This is a genomic window from Arthrobacter sp. 05N429 (assembly GCF_056397045.1).
The window spans coordinates 524,322-539,287 of the sequence record NZ_JBFTMQ010000001.1 but is presented as its reverse complement, the minus strand read 5'-3'; the positions used below and the strand labels follow the sequence as shown (position 1 = coordinate 539,287).

Sequence of the window (14,966 nt, the reverse complement as noted above, 5' to 3'; positions counted from 1 at the left end):
CGTGTCCCATCACCGCCTGACCCCGAGCGTCCACCGGCAAGAGAACCAACTGGCCGAGGCGCTCAGCGCGCTGCGGGCAACGCTTGAACTGCCCGGCCCCTTTCCCGAGGACGCGCTCCGGGAGGCCAAGGAGGCAGTCGCGCGCCACGAGCTGCCGGACCTGGATTTCACGCACATCGAGTTCGTGACCATCGATCCGGCGTCGTCCACCGATCTTGACCAGGCCCTGTTCATCGACCGCTCCGGCGAGGGCTACACGGTGTTCTACGCGATCGCCGACGTCCCCTCGTTTGTTGCCCCCGGCGGTGCGCTCGACGCCGAGACCCGCCGCCGCGGCCAGACCTTTTACACCCCGGATGGCCGGATCCCGCTGCACCCGGAAGTCATCAGCGAGGAGGCGGGAAGCCTGCTGGCCGGCCAGCTGTGCGCCGCGTTTGTGTGGGAATTCGAGCTGGACGCCGCCGCTGAAGTGTCCACGGTGCGGGTCCGTCGGGCCGCCGTCCGCAGCCGGGCCAAGCTCAGTTACCCGGGCGTGCAGGCCGAGCTCGACGCCGGCACCGCCGCGCCCGTACTGCAGCTGCTCAAGGAAGTCGGAATGAAGCGGGTGGAGCTGGAACGGCTCCGCGGCGGCGCCAGCCTCAACATGCCGGAACAGGAAATCGAGCAACTGCCCGACGGCGGCTACCGGATTGTCGCCGCCCCGCCGCTGCCCGTGGAGGACTGGAACGCCCAGATTTCCCTGATGACGGGGATGGCCGCCGCGGGGATCATGCTGCAGGGCAAAGTCGGGATCCTGCGCACCATGCCGGCCCCGGATGCCGCCTCGCTGGCGCACTTCCACCGCCAGACCCGCGCCCTGGGCAAGCCCTGGGACGGCGAAATGAGCTACGGCGAATATCTGCGCACCCTGGATCCGACGGACCCGCAGCAGCTGGCGATCGTGCACTCGGCCGGCATGCTGTTCCGCGGCGCCGGGTACACCCCGTTCGACGGAACGGTTCCCGACGCCGCCATCCAGGCCGCGATCGGGGCCGCCTACGCCCACTCCACTGCCCCGTTGCGCCGGCTGATCGACCGTTTTGTCCTGGTGATCTGCGAGGCACTCAGCAACGGCGCGGTGGTCCCGGCCTGGGCCCGCGAAGCCCTGCCGTCCCTGCCCGCGATCATGGCCGCCTCGGACCAACTGGCCGCCCGGCTGGAGCGGCTCTCCCTCGACACCGTCGAGGCGGCACTGCTGGTCAACCACGTCGGCCAGGAGTTCGACGCCGTCGTGATCTCTGGTTCCAAACCCGCCAGGAACGGAAAGAACGGGAACGGCAACGGGGGCGGCAACGGAAACGGTCCCTCCGGGATCGTGCAGATCGCGGAGCCTGCGGTCACGGCCCGCTGCCCCGGCGAACTGGAACCCGGCACGCACGTCCGGGTGCGGATTGTTTCCGCCGACATTGCCACCCGCGAGGTCCGGCTGGCGCTGGTGGGCTGAGCAATCGGCGTGGTGTCCGCGCGCCCATCTTTGATGACACCGCACGGTCCGTCAAGGATCCGGGCCGCGTACAGCTAGACTGGAAGGGTAGATATGGATGCCCGGTCGTTGATTTCCTTGATTTTCGAATTCAACAAGCCCGCCCCTACGCGATCTTGAGATTGACCCGCTGGTCCCCAGTGCCAGCATTTAGATAGCCCGCGATCGGCTTCCACTGGATTTGCTTGCGCCCCTGAGCGTGCTCCGGAACGGCCACCCGGCCGGCCCCGTTGAGCAAGCAGCGCAGCCCAAATGAATAAGGAAACTCCCCTGTGAGTGAATTGCACACGCACCAGCTTCTGACCGACGACTCCGGAACGGAAACGATCGAGCCGGAAGAGACCATCATCTCGGACGAAAAGCCGCACGAGATTGCCGAGAAGACCTTCGCGGACTACAACGTACGCGCCGATATCGTGGAATCCCTTGCCGACGCCGGCATCACCCACCCCTTCCCGATCCAGGCCATGACCCTGCCGGTCGCCCTGAGCGGCCACGACATCATCGGCCAGGCCAAGACCGGAACGGGTAAGACCCTCGGCTTCGGCATCCCGGCGCTGCAGCGCGTCATCGGGCCGGACGACGCCGGGTTCGACAAACTCCCCGCCCCCGGCGCCCCGCAGGCCCTCGTGATCGTCCCGACCCGCGAACTGGCTGTCCAGGTTGCCAGCGACCTGCAGAACGCCGCCCGCAAGCGCAACGCCCGGATCACCACGATCTACGGCGGCCGCGCCTACGAGCCGCAGGTCGAGGCGCTGCAGAAGGGCGTCGAGGTGGTCGTCGGTACTCCCGGCCGCCTCATCGACCTCTACAAGCAGAAGCACCTCGTCCTGAAAAACGTCAAGATGGTCATCCTTGACGAGGCCGACGAGATGCTGGACCTCGGCTTCCTGCCCGACGTCGAGACCCTCATCGCCGGCACGCCGCCCGTCCGCCAGACGCTGCTGTTCTCCGCCACGATGCCCGGCCCGGTCATCGCCATGGCGCGCCGCTACATGACGCAGCCGACCCACATCCGCGCCGCCGACCCGGACGACGAGGGCCTCACCAAGCGCGACATCCGCCAGCTGATCTACCGTGCCCACAGCATGGACAAGATCGAGGTAGTGGCCCGCATCCTGCAGGCCCGCGGCCGCGGCCGCACCATCATCTTCACCAAGACCAAGCGCACCGCCGCCAAGGTTGCCGAGGAACTCGTGGACCGCGGCTTCGCCGCCGCCGCCATCCACGGCGACCTCGGCCAGGGCGCCCGCGAGCAGGCCCTCCGCGCCTTCCGCAACAACAAGGTGGACGTTCTCGTCGCCACCGACGTCGCCGCCCGCGGCATCGACGTCGACGACGTCACACACGTCATCAACTACCAGTGCGTCGAAGACGAAAAGATCTACCTGCACCGCGTGGGCCGCACCGGCCGCGCCGGCAACAAGGGCACCGCCGTGACCTTCGTCGACTGGGACGACATGCCCCGCTGGGGCCTGATCAACAAGGCCCTGGGCCTGAGCGTTCCGGAGCCGGTGGAAACCTACTCCTCCTCGCCGCACCTCTTCGAGGAACTCGACATCCCCGAGGGCACCAAGGGCCGCCTGCCCCGCGACAAGCGGGTGCTGGCCGGCGTCGACGCCGAGGTTCTTGAGGACCTGGGCGAGACCGGCAAGAAGAACACCCGCGCCAGCGGACAGGACAGCGGACGCGACAGCACCCGCAGCGGCGGAAGCCGCAGCGGTGGTGCCGCCGGCGGCAGCACGGGCGGACGCGACGGAAGCCGCAGCGGCGGACGCTCCGGCGATGCCGACAGCACCCGTAGCGGCGGACGCTCCGGCGGCCGCGACGGACGCCGCAGCGGTGGCGCCGCCGGCGGACAGGACAGCACACGGTCGGGAGACCGCCGTCGTCGTCCCGCCGAGGCCGAAGCCAGCACCGGCCCCGCCGCCGACGCCCCGGCCAAGGCAACGGCCAGCGTCCCGACCGAGGTGGACCGCGCCACGCGCGCCCGCCGCCGCACCCGGACCCGCCGCCGCAACGGCGAAGTCGTCGCAGGCGAGGCACAGGCCGGGGCTCCGGCCAGCAGCACCGAGGCCTAAACCCCTTTATGACTGACACCGTCTGGGCGCCGGACGGCAGCAACCTGGTGGTACACGCGGACAACGCCGAGTACCTCCCGACGCTGCCGGACGGCGCCTTCACACTGATTTACGTGGACCCGCCCTTCAACACCGGCCGGGTCCAGAAGCGCCAGGAAACAAAGATGGTGCTCAACGCCGGCGGCGAGGGCGACCGGGTCGGGTTCAAGGGCCGGTCCTACGACACCATCAAGGGCGCGCTGCACAAGTACGACGACGCGTTCAGCGACTACTGGACCTTCCTCGAGCCGCGGCTCGTCGAGGCCTGGCGGCTGCTCGCCGACGACGGCACCCTGTACCTGCACCTGGACTACCGGGAGGTGCACTACGCCAAGGTCATGCTCGACGCCATTTTCGGCCGCGAGTGTTTCCTGAACGAGATCATCTGGGCCTACGACTACGGTGCCCGCGCCAAATACCGCTGGCCCACCAAGCACGACAACATCCTCGTGTACGTCAAGAACCCCACGAAATACCACTTCGACAGCGCCGAGGTGGACCGGGAGCCGTACATGGCCCCCGGCCTTGTCACTCCGGCCAAGCGCGAGCTCGGCAAGCTGCCCACGGATGTCTGGTGGCACACGATTGTCTCCCCCACCGGCAAGGAGAAGACCGGCTACCCCACGCAGAAACCGGAGGGGCTGATCCGTCGTGTCGTGGCAGCGTCCAGCCGCCCCGGCGACTGGTGCCTGGACTTCTTCGCGGGTTCCGGGACGCTGGGCGCCGTCGCAGCGAAGCTGGACCGCAGGTTCGTCTGCGTGGACCAGAACCAGCCCGCGATCGACGTCATGGAGAAGCGGCTCGCCCCGCACGCCGCGTTCACCGCTTTCCCGGGCAACTAAACCCCCGTTGCGCTATCACTTGTGGTGGCTATTCGGGCCCGAAAAGGACCAAACCTGATAGCTCAACAGGCGAGGGTGCGGGGGTCAGCGCACCACGGGGGTTCCGGTTCCCAGTTCCTCGATCCGGGCAAAAACCTCGGGCGAGGTCAGGTTCTCGCCCAGCAGATTCGGTTTCCCGGCCCCGTGGTAGTCGGAGGAGCCCGTGACCAGCAGCCCGTGCCGGTCCGCGAGCTTGCGCAAGAACGCCCGGCCCTCCTCCGGATTGTCCCGGTGGTAGATTTCCAGCCCGGCCAGCCCGGCGTCGATCATCTCCCCGTACGTGCGCTCCCCCACGATCCGCCCGCGGGCGGACGCCACGGGATGGGCGAACACCGGCACGCCGCCGGCCGCGCGGACCAGTTCGACGGCGAACGCCGGGTCCGGCGCGTAGTGCTGCACAAAGTAGCGTGAACGCGAGGTCAGGATGGATTCGAACGCCTCGGTGCGGTCAGCGACCACACCAGCAGCGACGAGCGCGTCGGCGATGTGCGGCCGGCCAAGCGTCGCGCCGGGGGCCACGTGATGGATGACATCGTCCCAGCTCAGCGGGTAGTCCTCCGCGAGCAGGCTGACCATCCGCTCGGCGCGGGTGAACCGGGCGTCCTTGGCCTTGGTGATTTCCTCCAGCAGCCCGGCGTGCGCCGGGTCATGCAGGTAGCAGAGGAGGTGCACACTGATGCCCTCCACCGTCCGGCAGGAGATCTCCATCCCGGGCACCAGCGCGACGCCGTGTTCCCGGGCGCCTGCGGCTGCCTCGACCCAGCCGTCGGTGGAGTCGTGATCGGTCAGGGCGACGACGTCGAGACCCGCCTCAGCCGCCGAGGCCATCACCGCGCCGGGCGCTTGGGTGCCGTCGGAAACATTCGAGTGGGCATGCAGGTCGATCCTCACCCCACCAGCCTAGTAGATCGACGCGGCAGACCCCGGGAGGGATACAGCGCATGAACGCCCCTGCCTGTTGGCCTAAGCCGCTCCGCTGGTGAGACTATGGGACGGTGAACGATGCAGATAACACCCAAGTCTCCGCTTCCCAGCCCCTCGACGAGCGCGTCAACAACCGCTCACAGCGGCCCAGCTCCGATGCCTTCAAGGCGTTTATGGCCAGCAACTGGGCCCCGTCCCGCGAGCAGCTGCCGGAACGCGACGCCGTCGCCGGCCACGCGGCCACCCGCCGCCGCGCCATTTCAGAGCAGTTCAAAGGCGAACGCCTGGTCATTCCCGCCGGTCCGCTGAAGGTCCGCTCGAACGACTGCGACTACCGCTTCCGCCCGCACTCCGGCTTCGCGCACCTGACCGGCCTCGGCCTGGACCACGAGCCCGACGCCGTGCTCATCCTGGAACCCGTGGAGGAAGGCAAGGGCGACGACGGCGGCCACCACCGCGCGACGCTGTACTTCCGCCCGCTGGCCGGCCGCGATACCGAACAGTTCTACGCGGACTCCCGCTCCGGCGAGTTCTGGATCGGCGCCCGTCCCACCCTGTCCGAGTTCAAGGCCCGCCTCGGCCTGGACACGGCAGACATCGGCGAACTCGAACTCGGCATCACCAAGAACGTGGGTGCCCCCGAAATCGGCGGGATTTCCATCCGGCTGGTGCGGAAGGTCGACGAGAACATCGATGCCCTCGTGGACACCGCGCGCTACAACACGGCCAAGGACCCGGAGAACCTGGACCTGGGCATCCTTGACGCCCTCGACGAAAAGCTCACCGAGGCCCTCTCCGAACTGCGCCTGCTCAAGGACGAGTGGGAAGTCGAGCAGATGAAGATTGCCGTCGCCGCGACCGTCCAGGGGTTCACCGAGGTCGTCAAGTCCCTGCCGCGGGCACTCACCCACCAGCGCGGCGAGCGCGTCGTCGAAGGTGCGTTCTTCGCCCGTGCCCGGGAAGAAGGCAACGAGCTCGGCTACGACACCATCGCCGCTTCCGGCAACAACGCCACGGTGCTGCACTGGACCCGGAACACCGGCAAGGTCAACGCCGGCGAACTGTTGCTGCTCGACGCCGGAGTCGAGGCGGATTCGTTGTACACCGCGGACATCACCCGCACCCTGCCGGCCAACGGCACGTTCTCCGACGTCCAGCGCAAGGTCTACGAGGCAGTGCTCGACGCCGCCGACGCCGGATTTGCCGCCGCGCAGCCGGGCACGAGGTTCCGCGACATCCACACAGCCGCGACCACCGTACTGGCGGAACGGCTGGCCGACTGGGGCCTGCTGCCGGTCTCCGTCGAGGAAGCGATCAGCGCCGAGGGCCAGCAGCACCGCCGCTGGATGCCGCACGGCACCAGCCACCACCTGGGCCTCGACGTGCACGACTGCGCCCAGGCCAAGCGCGAACTGTACCTCGACGGTGTACTCACCCCCGGCATGGTCTTCACGATCGAACCCGGCCTGTACTTCAAGGACGAGGACCTCGCCATCCCCGCGGAATACCGCGGAATCGGTGTCCGGATCGAGGACGACATCCTCATGACCGCCGACGGTCCGGTGAACCTCAGCGCCGCCCTGCCCCGCAAGGCCGACGACGTCGAGTCCTGGATGGCCGGCATCTACCAGGAAGTGGACGGCCAGACGGCGTAGCTCAGCTTTTACCGGCGGCGCGGCCGCCGGTACGCAGAAGGCCTCCGCCCGGATCGTTCCGGGCGGAGGCCTTCAGCATTTCCGGGTAACGGCTGCAGGCTACTGCTGCGGGCCGCCCTGTCCGGGCTCCTGCTTGGGCGCGTCGTTCACGCGGACCCCGTACTGCGGGCGGCCGTCGGGCAGATCCGGGTAGGAGAACCCGGCCGGCTTGGCGACCTCTTCGGTCTCCGCCGCGGTTTCGGTAGATCCCACCGGTCGAAGGTGTGGCTCTGCCTGCTGGCCTCCGGCCGGCTGGTTGCCTGCCTGCGGTCCACCAGGCTGCTGCGTACCGGGCTGCTGAACGCCCTGTTCGGGAGCCCGCTGGCCGTAGGGGTCGTTCCAGCCCGCGGGACGCTGCGGGGCCTGGCCCGGCTGGCCGGGCTGGTCGGAACCCTGCCCGGGACCGGGCTGGTAGGGCTGGTGCTGGTAGTCCCGCTGGGAGTATGCGGCCGTTCCTGCGGAGGCCGAGGCGTCACCTTGAGTCATGGGCAGCTGGTGGAGCAGCCGCCGTGCCTCGTTCGCGGCCTCAAAGGACACCACGACGTCGTAGTTGGTCGCCACCACCTGGCTCGTCGAGGTGAAGTCGCGCTTCCCCCGCTGCATGGCGTACGTGACGATGCCGAACAGCATAAAGAACGCCGCGCCCATGAGCACGGACGTCACAATGGAGAAATACCCGGGCGTCGTGGCGAAGAAGGACAGCATGATGCCGACGAACAAGCCGAACCACATGCCGCTCAGCGCGCCCGACAGGGCCACCCGCGGGTACGTCAGCCGGCCGGTGACCCGTTCCACCATCTTCAGGTCGTTGCCGACGATCGAGACCATCTGCACCGGGAACTGCTGGTCCGCGAGGTAGTCCACCGCCTTCTGGGCGTCCAGGTAGGAGTTGTAGGAACCAACCGTGTCGCCCTTGGGGACACTGCGGGCCTCGTCCGGGCCATTGGGGGCGCCAGCCCTGGGAGCACCAAAAATGTTTGACATACGCCTATTCTTACCTATCCTGCTGGGCACCGGCTGTAAATTCAGCTAAAAGAGAGCGGACTCGGTAGCCTGTACAGGTGAGCACAAATGTTTCGCGGGTGTTTGTCGCGCGCCTGCTCGGCCTCGACGTCTTCGACCCACTGGGCGACCGCCTGGGCCGGCTGCGCGATGTTGTCGTGCTCTCCCGCGGCACCCGCGGCGCCCCGCACGTGGTGGGCATCGTCGTCGAGGTCCCCGGGAAGAAGCGGGTCTTCGTGCCGATGACCCGGATCACCTCGATCGACCAGACCCAGGTCATCTGCACCGGGCTGGTGAACCTGCGCCGTTTCGAACAGCGCGGCGCCGAGACCCTCGTCGTGGCCGAAATGTTCGACCGCCGCGTCACACTCGCCGACGGCAGCGGGGACGCCACCATCGAGGACATCGCGATGGACAAGCACCGCTCCGGTGACTGGTTCGTCAGCAAGCTCTTTGTCCGCCGCGGCCACTCCCTGTCCCCGCTGAGCAGACTGCGCCGCAACGAGACGCTGATCATCGACTGGACCGACGCGCAGCAGGGCGCCCGCACCGAGCCCCAGGCCGCCACCCAGTTCGTCGCGACCCACGAGGACCTCAAGCCTGCCGACTTCGCCGAAGCGCTGCAGGAGATGAGCGACAAGCGCCGCTTCGAGGTCGCCAGCGAACTGCAGGACGAACGGCTGGCGGACGTCCTGCAGGAGATGCCCGAAGGCGACCAGGTGGAGATCCTCTCCGCACTCGACGTGAACCGCGCCGCGGACGTGCTTGAGGAGATGGACCCGGACGACGCCGCAGACCTCCTCGCCGAACTCCCGAGCGCCCAGGCCGAAGAATTGCTCCAGCTCATGGAGCCTGAGGGTGCCGAGGACGTCCGGCGGCTGCTCGAATACGACGAGGACACCGCCGGCGGCCTGATGACCCCGGTTCCGGTCATCCTGCCCCCGGAAGCCACCGTGGCGGAGGCCCTGGCGCACGTGCGCCGCGAAGAGCTCTCCCCCGCCCTGGCGTCGTCGATCTTCATCGCCCGGCCCCCGCTGGAGACGCCGACCGGCCGCTTCCTCGGCGTCGTCCACATCCAGCAGCTGCTGCGCTTCCCGCCGCCCGAACCGCTGGGCAACCTGGTGGACAAGACCCTGGAGCCGGTGTCGGACCAGGCCCACATCAGCGAAGTGGCCCGCACGCTGGCCACCTACAACCTCAACTCGCTCCCCGTCGTCAACAGCGACGGTCGGCTTGTGGGGGCGGTGACTGTTGACGACGTGCTGGATCATCTGCTGCCCGATGACTGGCGCGCCCACGAGGACGATGCCCCGATAAGGAAGCTTGGAGGCCGCATTGGCTGATAACAGCGCACCACGGAACCCCCACATCCGGGCGGGCAGCAAATCGGACAAGGGAGGCCTCGATACGCCGCTGAGCGGCCGCCAGCGGATCCTGCCGAAGTTCTCCCCGAACCCGGACGCCTTCGGGCAGACCACAGAAGGCTTCGCCCGCTTTATGGGCACGCCGCAGTTCCTGGTCTACATGACGATCTTCGTCGTCATCTGGCTCGCCTGGAACACCTTTGCCCCGGAGGACTGGCAGTTCGACTCCCGTGCCCTCGGTTTCACCCTGCTGACCCTGATGCTCTCGCTGCAGGCCTCCTACGCCGCGCCGCTGTTGCTCCTGGCCCAGAACCGGCAGGACGACCGTGACCGCGTCTCCCTCCAGCAGGACCGCCAGCGCGCGGAACGCAACCTCTCCGACACCGAATACCTCACCCGGGAACTGGCCTCGCTGCGGATTGCCCTGCGGGAAGTCGCCACCCGCGACTACGTCCGGGCCGAACTGCGCAGCCTGCTCGAGGACATGCTCGAAGCGCAGGAGGAACTGCGCACCCACGACCCCTCCGCCGGCGCGCACGAGTCGCCGCGGGACAAGGTCAAGGAAAAGCTGAAGGAACGCCGCGACAAGCAGCGCAGCCCCCGGACCCAGCAAATCCCCCGGGTCAAGGCCGGCAGCAGGAACGACCCCAACACCCGCAAAAAAGCCGGCGCCGCGCCGGACACCCTGCACGGGACCGCGGACACCGCCGGTGCCCCGGCACACCCTGCTTCCCCCGAAAGCTGAGCATTCACCGCATGAACCCCACCCAGGACAGCAGTATCGAGGGAACCAGCACGCCCGGCACGTCCCCGGCCACGGCCTTGGAGCAGGCCGTGCACGCCGCCCTTGCCACCGTGATCGATCCCGAGCTCCGCCGTCCCATCACCGAGCTGGGCATGGTGGACTCCGTGGAGGTCTCCGAGGGCGGCCGGGTGCGGATCGCCGTGCTGCTGACCATCGCCGGCTGCCCCCTGCGCGGCACCATCACCGCTGATTGCGAGGCGGCGCTGGCCGCCGTGCCCGGCGTCACCGGCGTCGACGTCGAGCTCAAGGTCATGACGCAGGAGCAGCGCGACGCCCTCAAGGAACAGCTCCGGGGCCCCGGCGGACAGCGCGGGATCCCGTTCAACGAGCCCGGCTCGCTGACCAAGGTGTACGCCGTCGCGAGCGGCAAGGGCGGGGTGGGCAAGTCCTCCGTCACCGTCAACCTGGCATGCGCTCTCGCCGCCCAGGGGCTCCGTGTGGGGATCGTTGACGCGGATGTCTACGGGTTCTCCGTTCCGGCGCTGATGGGCATCACGCAGGCCCCCACCCGGGTGGACGACATGATCCTGCCGCCGGTGGCCTACGGCGTCAAAGTCATCTCCATCGGCATGTTCGTCACCGGCAACCAGCCGGTCGCCTGGCGGGGCCCGATGCTGCACCGCGCCCTGGAACAGTTCCTCACCGACGTCTACTTCGGCGACCTCGACGCCCTCTTCCTGGACCTTCCGCCCGGCACGGGCGACATCGCGATCTCCGTGGCCCAGCTGCTGCCGAAGGCACAGATCCTCGTGGTGACCACACCCCAGGCCGCGGCAGCGGATGTTGCCGAGCGGGCGGGCGCCATCGCGACCCAGACCGGCCAGAGCGTCGCCGGCGTCGTGGAAAACATGTCGTACCTGGAAATGCCCGACGGCGGCCGGATGGAACTGTTCGGCAGCGGCGGCGGCGCCGTGCTGGCCGAGCGGCTGTCCGCGACGGTGGGCACCGACGTCCCGCTGCTGGGCCAGATCCCGCTGGACATCCTCCTCCGGGAGGGCGGGGACGCCGGGGTGCCCCTGGTGCTGGGCCGCCCCGAGACCCCGTCGGCCGTGGCGCTGCTGGACATCGCCGGGAAGCTCGCCGCGGTCCCGCGGGGGCTGAGGGGAATGTCCCTGGGCCTGCAGCCCCGCTAAGTCGCCTCAGAGTCGAAGGGCGCCGGCTCGCCGTCGGCGAGGCGCTCCATCACACGGGCCGGACGGCGTTCCGCGGCCGCGGAGGCAGCAACCGCCGTGGCTGCCGCGGCCGGGGCGCCGGCGCTGACCGGCTTGGTGTCATCGTCCAGCAGCGCTTCCTTGATGATCCGGCGCGGGTCGTACTGCCGGGGATCATATTTCTTCCAGTCGACGTCATCGATATCGATGCCGACTTCTTCCTTGATTTGCTCCCGCGCCCCGGATGCCATCCGGCGGACTTCCTTGACGATGTTGGCCAGTTTCTGGGTGTATTCGGGCAGCCTGCTGGGGCCAATCACCAGAAGTCCGATGATCAGCAGAAGTAAGAACTCCGGTCCATTGATTCCAAGCACTGTAGGAAGATTACCCTTTCAACCGGAGCTGGGACGATTCGGCCGTGACACACGGCGCCGGCCGTCGGCGGACCCTCCGGTCACGGGGCCAGCAGCTCCACGATCCTGCCCAGACCGCGCTCCAGCCGGGTGGCGAAGTTGTCCCCCGCGCCGGACCCGGCCGCGTTTCCGGCGGCCGCCTTTGCCCCGGCGCCGGCGTGCACCAGGGCGGCCACGCCGTCGTCGGCCTGCTCCGAGGGCTCGTCCGAGACGTAGGTGAAGGTGGCATCGGCTTTCTGGTAAATGGCAGCGAAGGGGGGACCATGGTTGACCCACAGGATCCCGTTGCCGGGCCCTGCGGCTCTCCCGGCGTCCGCCTCTGCGCCCGTCGCAGCACCGCCCGGGACAACCGCGGAGGTGAAGCCGTCCGACGTCGCGGGATGGCCCGTGAGCACATTGACCGGAGGGGAGGCTCGCGGCCCGCTCTCCGGCGCGCCGGGCTGCCCGGGCAGTTCACCGTGCTGTTCGAGGATGGTGGCGAAGTTCCTGCCGTCGGTGAGGCGCAGTTCCACGACGTCGACGCCGGCCAGTATCCCTCCCCGTGCCCAGACCAGGTGGTAGCCGAGTTCGCGGAGCTCGGGGCAGGTCCAGCCCTCGGAGCGCAGGGTCGCGAGCTGCGCCGCCGTGAGAGCTCCCGCCGGAGTGAAATCAGGTCCGCCGGTGAGGCTCCAGCCGGCGGGGGTCCCGGCGCCCGCCCCGGCGGCAGCGGGCGTGGAGACGGCAAGGTCCCGCTGCAGGAAGGCTGATGCCGGTGTGCCGGCCGCCTGTGGGGCGGTGTCCCCGCCCATCACATAGGCCGACCCGCCGAGCAGGGCGGCGGCGGCTGCCGCGCTGCCGGCCACCAGCACGGCGGCCCGCAGTGCGGGAGTGAAGCCGCGGGCACCCGGCGCAGACGGCCGGCGGGGATCCGGCTGTGCTGTGTTTGCCATCGCCCCGGTACGGGCCAGTTCCTCGGTGCGGGCCAGCAGGCGGGCCGTCAGGTCGTCGCTGGCCACGGGCACCTCGGCGCCACGCAGCCGCTCCAGGTACTGGCGTTCCCGGCGCAGCTGTTGCCGGCACTCCTCACAGGACTCCAGGTGCCGGCGCCGCGGATCGCGGCAGCCCAACAGTCGCTCGAACAGACGCATCGCCTGGTTCAGAGGAGACCGGCGATGCGTGGCATCTTCAGCCGCGGCTTCAGCGAGGTCTTGGCCTGCTGCGGCCGCGGGTCGCGGTGCGCCAGCTTCTCCCGCAGCATGGTGCGGCCGCGGTGGATCCTGGAGCGGACAGTTCCGAGCTTGATGCCCAAGGCCACGGCCACCTCGTCGTAGGACAGCCCCTCAAGGTCGCACAGCACGACGGCGGCGCGGAAGTCCGGGGGGAGCTCTTCCAGTGCGGCCTGCACATCGACGTCAAGGTTGTTGAATTCGAAGCTCTGTTCCGGGCCCGGCTCGCGTCCGGGCAAACGCGACTCGGCGTCGTCCGCCAGCGCGTCGAAGCGGATCCGGCTCTTGCGCCGGGCCTGGTCCAGGAAAAGGTTGGTGGTGATCCGGTGCAGCCATCCGTCCAGGGTGCCCGGCTTGAAGTTCTCGAGTGAGCGGAAGACGCGGACGAACACCTCCTGGGTGAGGTCCTCGGCGTCGTACTTGTTGCCGGTGAGCCGGTACGCGAGGCGGTACACCTTCGCGGAGTGGTTGGTCACCACTTCCTCCCAGGTGGGCCGGACCCACTCGGTTTCCGCCGCAGGCTGGGACTCTTCAGTTGCAGGGACAGCTGCCAGTGCCGACATTGTCCGCTCCCCTCGTGGATGGTGCCTACGCCGTGGACGGTGCTTGCGGCTGCAAGCTCCTGCACCCTTGATTCGGCGCCGATCACCACGCGGATGAGCGGATCTCCATCATTTCAAAATAAGCTGGGAATTACCTGACGCCCGGGCACCTTCTGCCCACGGCAGAACCGGCAGGCCGCACCGCCACGTCCGCGCCGGCCGGCAGCCCCGTGTCCGCATGCGCGCGGGGACCGCCATCACGTTCCGCAGCGGGGGCGCCTCCCGGCCGGGCACCACCTGACACAGTAGGCTGGTGGAAACACTCCCCTGCCGCCCAGAAAGCGAAGTTCCATGAGCGCCGATAAGTCCACGAGCTGGTCCTACGCAGAAGATCTGCCTGCCGAGGATGAGGTTCTGTTGCACGCGCGCGAACGGTCCTTTGAACTGGGCGTGACCCCGGTTGGCCCGGGCGTCGGAGCCGTCCTGACCGTCCTGGCCGCGGCGTCCAAGGCCCAGACGGCGGTCGAAATCGGCACCGGCGCGGGCGTCTCCGGCGTCTGCATCCTGCGCGGACTGGGTCCGCAGGCCGTGCTGACCACCATCGACGTCGACGTCGAGCACCTGAAAGCCGCGCGCGAGGCGTTCCAGGAAGCGGGCAGCCCGGCCAACCGCACGCGGACCATTTCCGGCCGGGCCCGCGACGTCCTCCCCCGGCTGACGGACGGCGCCTATGATCTTGTCTTCATCGACGCCGACAAGCCGAACTACCCTGGCTATGTGGAACAGGCCATCCGCCTGCTCAAGTCCGGCGGCCTGCTGATCGTCAACGATGCGCTGGACAAGGACCGGGTTGCCAACCCGGCCGCCCGCGAGGCCACCACCGTGGTGCTCCGCCAGGTGGGCAAGTCGATCCGCGAAGACGACCGCCTCGCGTCGGCCATGCTGCCCACCGGCGACGGCCTGCTGGTCGCCGTCAAGAAGTAGCGGGCACAAAAGACGCCTGACACGAAAAAGAGGGCGGGGTCCGCTGCCATCCGGCTGCGGACCCCGCCCTCTGTCAAAACGTGCAGTGAGGCTACTCGGTAACGCCGACGAGGCATTCCTTCAAATTGGTAGCTTCGGCGGAGTTGAGTTCGACCACGAGCCGCCCGCCGCCTTCGAGCGGGACGCGCATGATCAAGCTGCGCCCTTCTTTGGTAACTTCCATCGGGCCGTCGCCGGTGCGTGGTTTCATAGCCGCCATAAGGAATATCCCCTCCATTAGTCCAGTGACATACCAGCCCGGCCGGGCTGCGTCCGCTTAGTCAATCAAGCTGCCCGGCGGGCCGTGATGGAAGCCATCA

14 protein-coding genes are annotated in these 14,966 nt (G+C 68.7%); 8 read left to right on the top strand and 6 right to left on the bottom strand.

Annotated features, from left to right (window positions below):
* Position 1 precedes the first annotated feature (1 nt).
* The 3 genes from AC1DF4_RS02615 to AC1DF4_RS02605 all read left to right on the top strand — a co-directional run bounded on the left by AC1DF4_RS02615 (position 2) and on the right by AC1DF4_RS02605 (position 4,484).
* Positions 2-1,483, top strand: coding sequence for an RNB domain-containing ribonuclease (locus AC1DF4_RS02615; protein WP_476911408.1), 1,482 nt, complete (start codon positions 2-4; stop codon positions 1,481-1,483).
* Positions 1,484-1,794: 311 nt separating this feature from the next.
* The gene (locus AC1DF4_RS02610; protein WP_476911407.1) at positions 1,795-3,603 is read left to right on the top strand and encodes a DEAD/DEAH box helicase; all 1,809 of its coding nucleotides are present in this window, start codon (positions 1,795-1,797) and stop codon (positions 3,601-3,603) included.
* Between the two features lie 8 nt (positions 3,604-3,611).
* Positions 3,612-4,484 (top strand): DNA-methyltransferase, encoded by an 873-nt coding sequence (locus AC1DF4_RS02605; protein ID WP_476911406.1) that lies wholly within the window; start codon positions 3,612-3,614, stop codon positions 4,482-4,484.
* A gap of 84 nt (positions 4,485-4,568) precedes the next feature.
* Here the strand turns inward: AC1DF4_RS02605 and AC1DF4_RS02600 are convergent, their stop codons facing one another.
* Positions 4,569-5,414 (bottom strand): PHP domain-containing protein, encoded by an 846-nt coding sequence (locus tag AC1DF4_RS02600; protein ID WP_476911405.1) that lies wholly within the window; start codon positions 5,412-5,414, stop codon positions 4,569-4,571.
* Between the two features lie 104 nt (positions 5,415-5,518).
* On the opposite strand from AC1DF4_RS02600, the gene AC1DF4_RS02595 reads away from it, so the two are divergent.
* On the top strand, positions 5,519-7,102 hold the full coding sequence (locus tag AC1DF4_RS02595) for an aminopeptidase P family protein (protein ID WP_476911404.1): 1,584 nt from the start codon (positions 5,519-5,521) through the stop codon (positions 7,100-7,102).
* Between the two features lie 99 nt (positions 7,103-7,201).
* On the opposite strand, the gene AC1DF4_RS02590 is transcribed toward AC1DF4_RS02595, so the two are convergent.
* Positions 7,202-8,125, bottom strand: coding sequence for a YflT domain-containing protein (locus AC1DF4_RS02590; RefSeq protein WP_476911403.1), 924 nt, complete (start codon positions 8,123-8,125; stop codon positions 7,202-7,204).
* A 77-nt stretch (positions 8,126-8,202) separates the two neighbouring features.
* Between AC1DF4_RS02590 and AC1DF4_RS02585 the strand changes: the two genes are divergently transcribed.
* The 3 genes from AC1DF4_RS02585 to AC1DF4_RS02575 are packed head-to-tail and all read left to right on the top strand — an operon-like array spanning position 8,203 to position 11,445.
* Positions 8,203-9,486, top strand: a complete 1,284-nt coding sequence (locus AC1DF4_RS02585) for a magnesium transporter MgtE N-terminal domain-containing protein (RefSeq protein ID WP_476911402.1) — start codon at positions 8,203-8,205, stop codon at positions 9,484-9,486.
* Entirely contained in the window at positions 9,467-10,252 is a 786-nt protein-coding gene (locus AC1DF4_RS02580; RefSeq protein ID WP_476911401.1) for a DUF1003 domain-containing protein, read from the top strand. Before AC1DF4_RS02585 ends, AC1DF4_RS02580 begins: the two co-directional genes overlap by 20 nt.
* Before the next feature lie 11 nt (positions 10,253-10,263).
* Positions 10,264-11,445, top strand: a complete 1,182-nt coding sequence (locus AC1DF4_RS02575) for an Mrp/NBP35 family ATP-binding protein (RefSeq protein WP_476911400.1) — start codon at positions 10,264-10,266, stop codon at positions 11,443-11,445.
* Here AC1DF4_RS02575 and AC1DF4_RS02570 read toward each other — a convergent pair.
* The 3 genes from AC1DF4_RS02570 to sigE form a co-directional block, all read right to left on the bottom strand.
* Positions 11,442-11,837: a twin-arginine translocase TatA/TatE family subunit gene (locus AC1DF4_RS02570; protein ID WP_441404480.1), complete on the bottom strand. Its 396-nt coding sequence runs from the start codon at positions 11,835-11,837 to the stop codon at positions 11,442-11,444. The genes AC1DF4_RS02575 and AC1DF4_RS02570 overlap by 4 nt on opposite strands.
* An 80-nt stretch (positions 11,838-11,917) precedes the next feature.
* Entirely contained in the window at positions 11,918-13,003 is a 1,086-nt protein-coding gene (locus AC1DF4_RS02565; protein ID WP_476911399.1) for a hypothetical protein, read from the bottom strand.
* Between the two features lie 8 nt (positions 13,004-13,011).
* Positions 13,012-13,644, bottom strand: coding sequence for an RNA polymerase sigma factor SigE (gene sigE / locus AC1DF4_RS02560; RefSeq protein WP_476911398.1), 633 nt, complete (start codon positions 13,642-13,644; stop codon positions 13,012-13,014).
* Positions 13,645-13,974: 330 nt separating this feature from the next.
* Between sigE and AC1DF4_RS02555 the strand changes: the two genes are divergently transcribed.
* On the top strand, positions 13,975-14,607 hold the full coding sequence (locus AC1DF4_RS02555) for an O-methyltransferase (RefSeq protein WP_476911397.1): 633 nt from the start codon (positions 13,975-13,977) through the stop codon (positions 14,605-14,607).
* Positions 14,608-14,698: 91 nt separating this feature from the next.
* On the opposite strand, the gene AC1DF4_RS02550 is transcribed toward AC1DF4_RS02555, so the two are convergent.
* The gene (locus tag AC1DF4_RS02550) at positions 14,699-14,866 is read right to left on the bottom strand and encodes a DUF3117 domain-containing protein (protein ID WP_069949162.1); all 168 of its coding nucleotides are present in this window, start codon (positions 14,864-14,866) and stop codon (positions 14,699-14,701) included.
* Between the last annotated feature and the right edge of the window lie 100 nt (positions 14,867-14,966).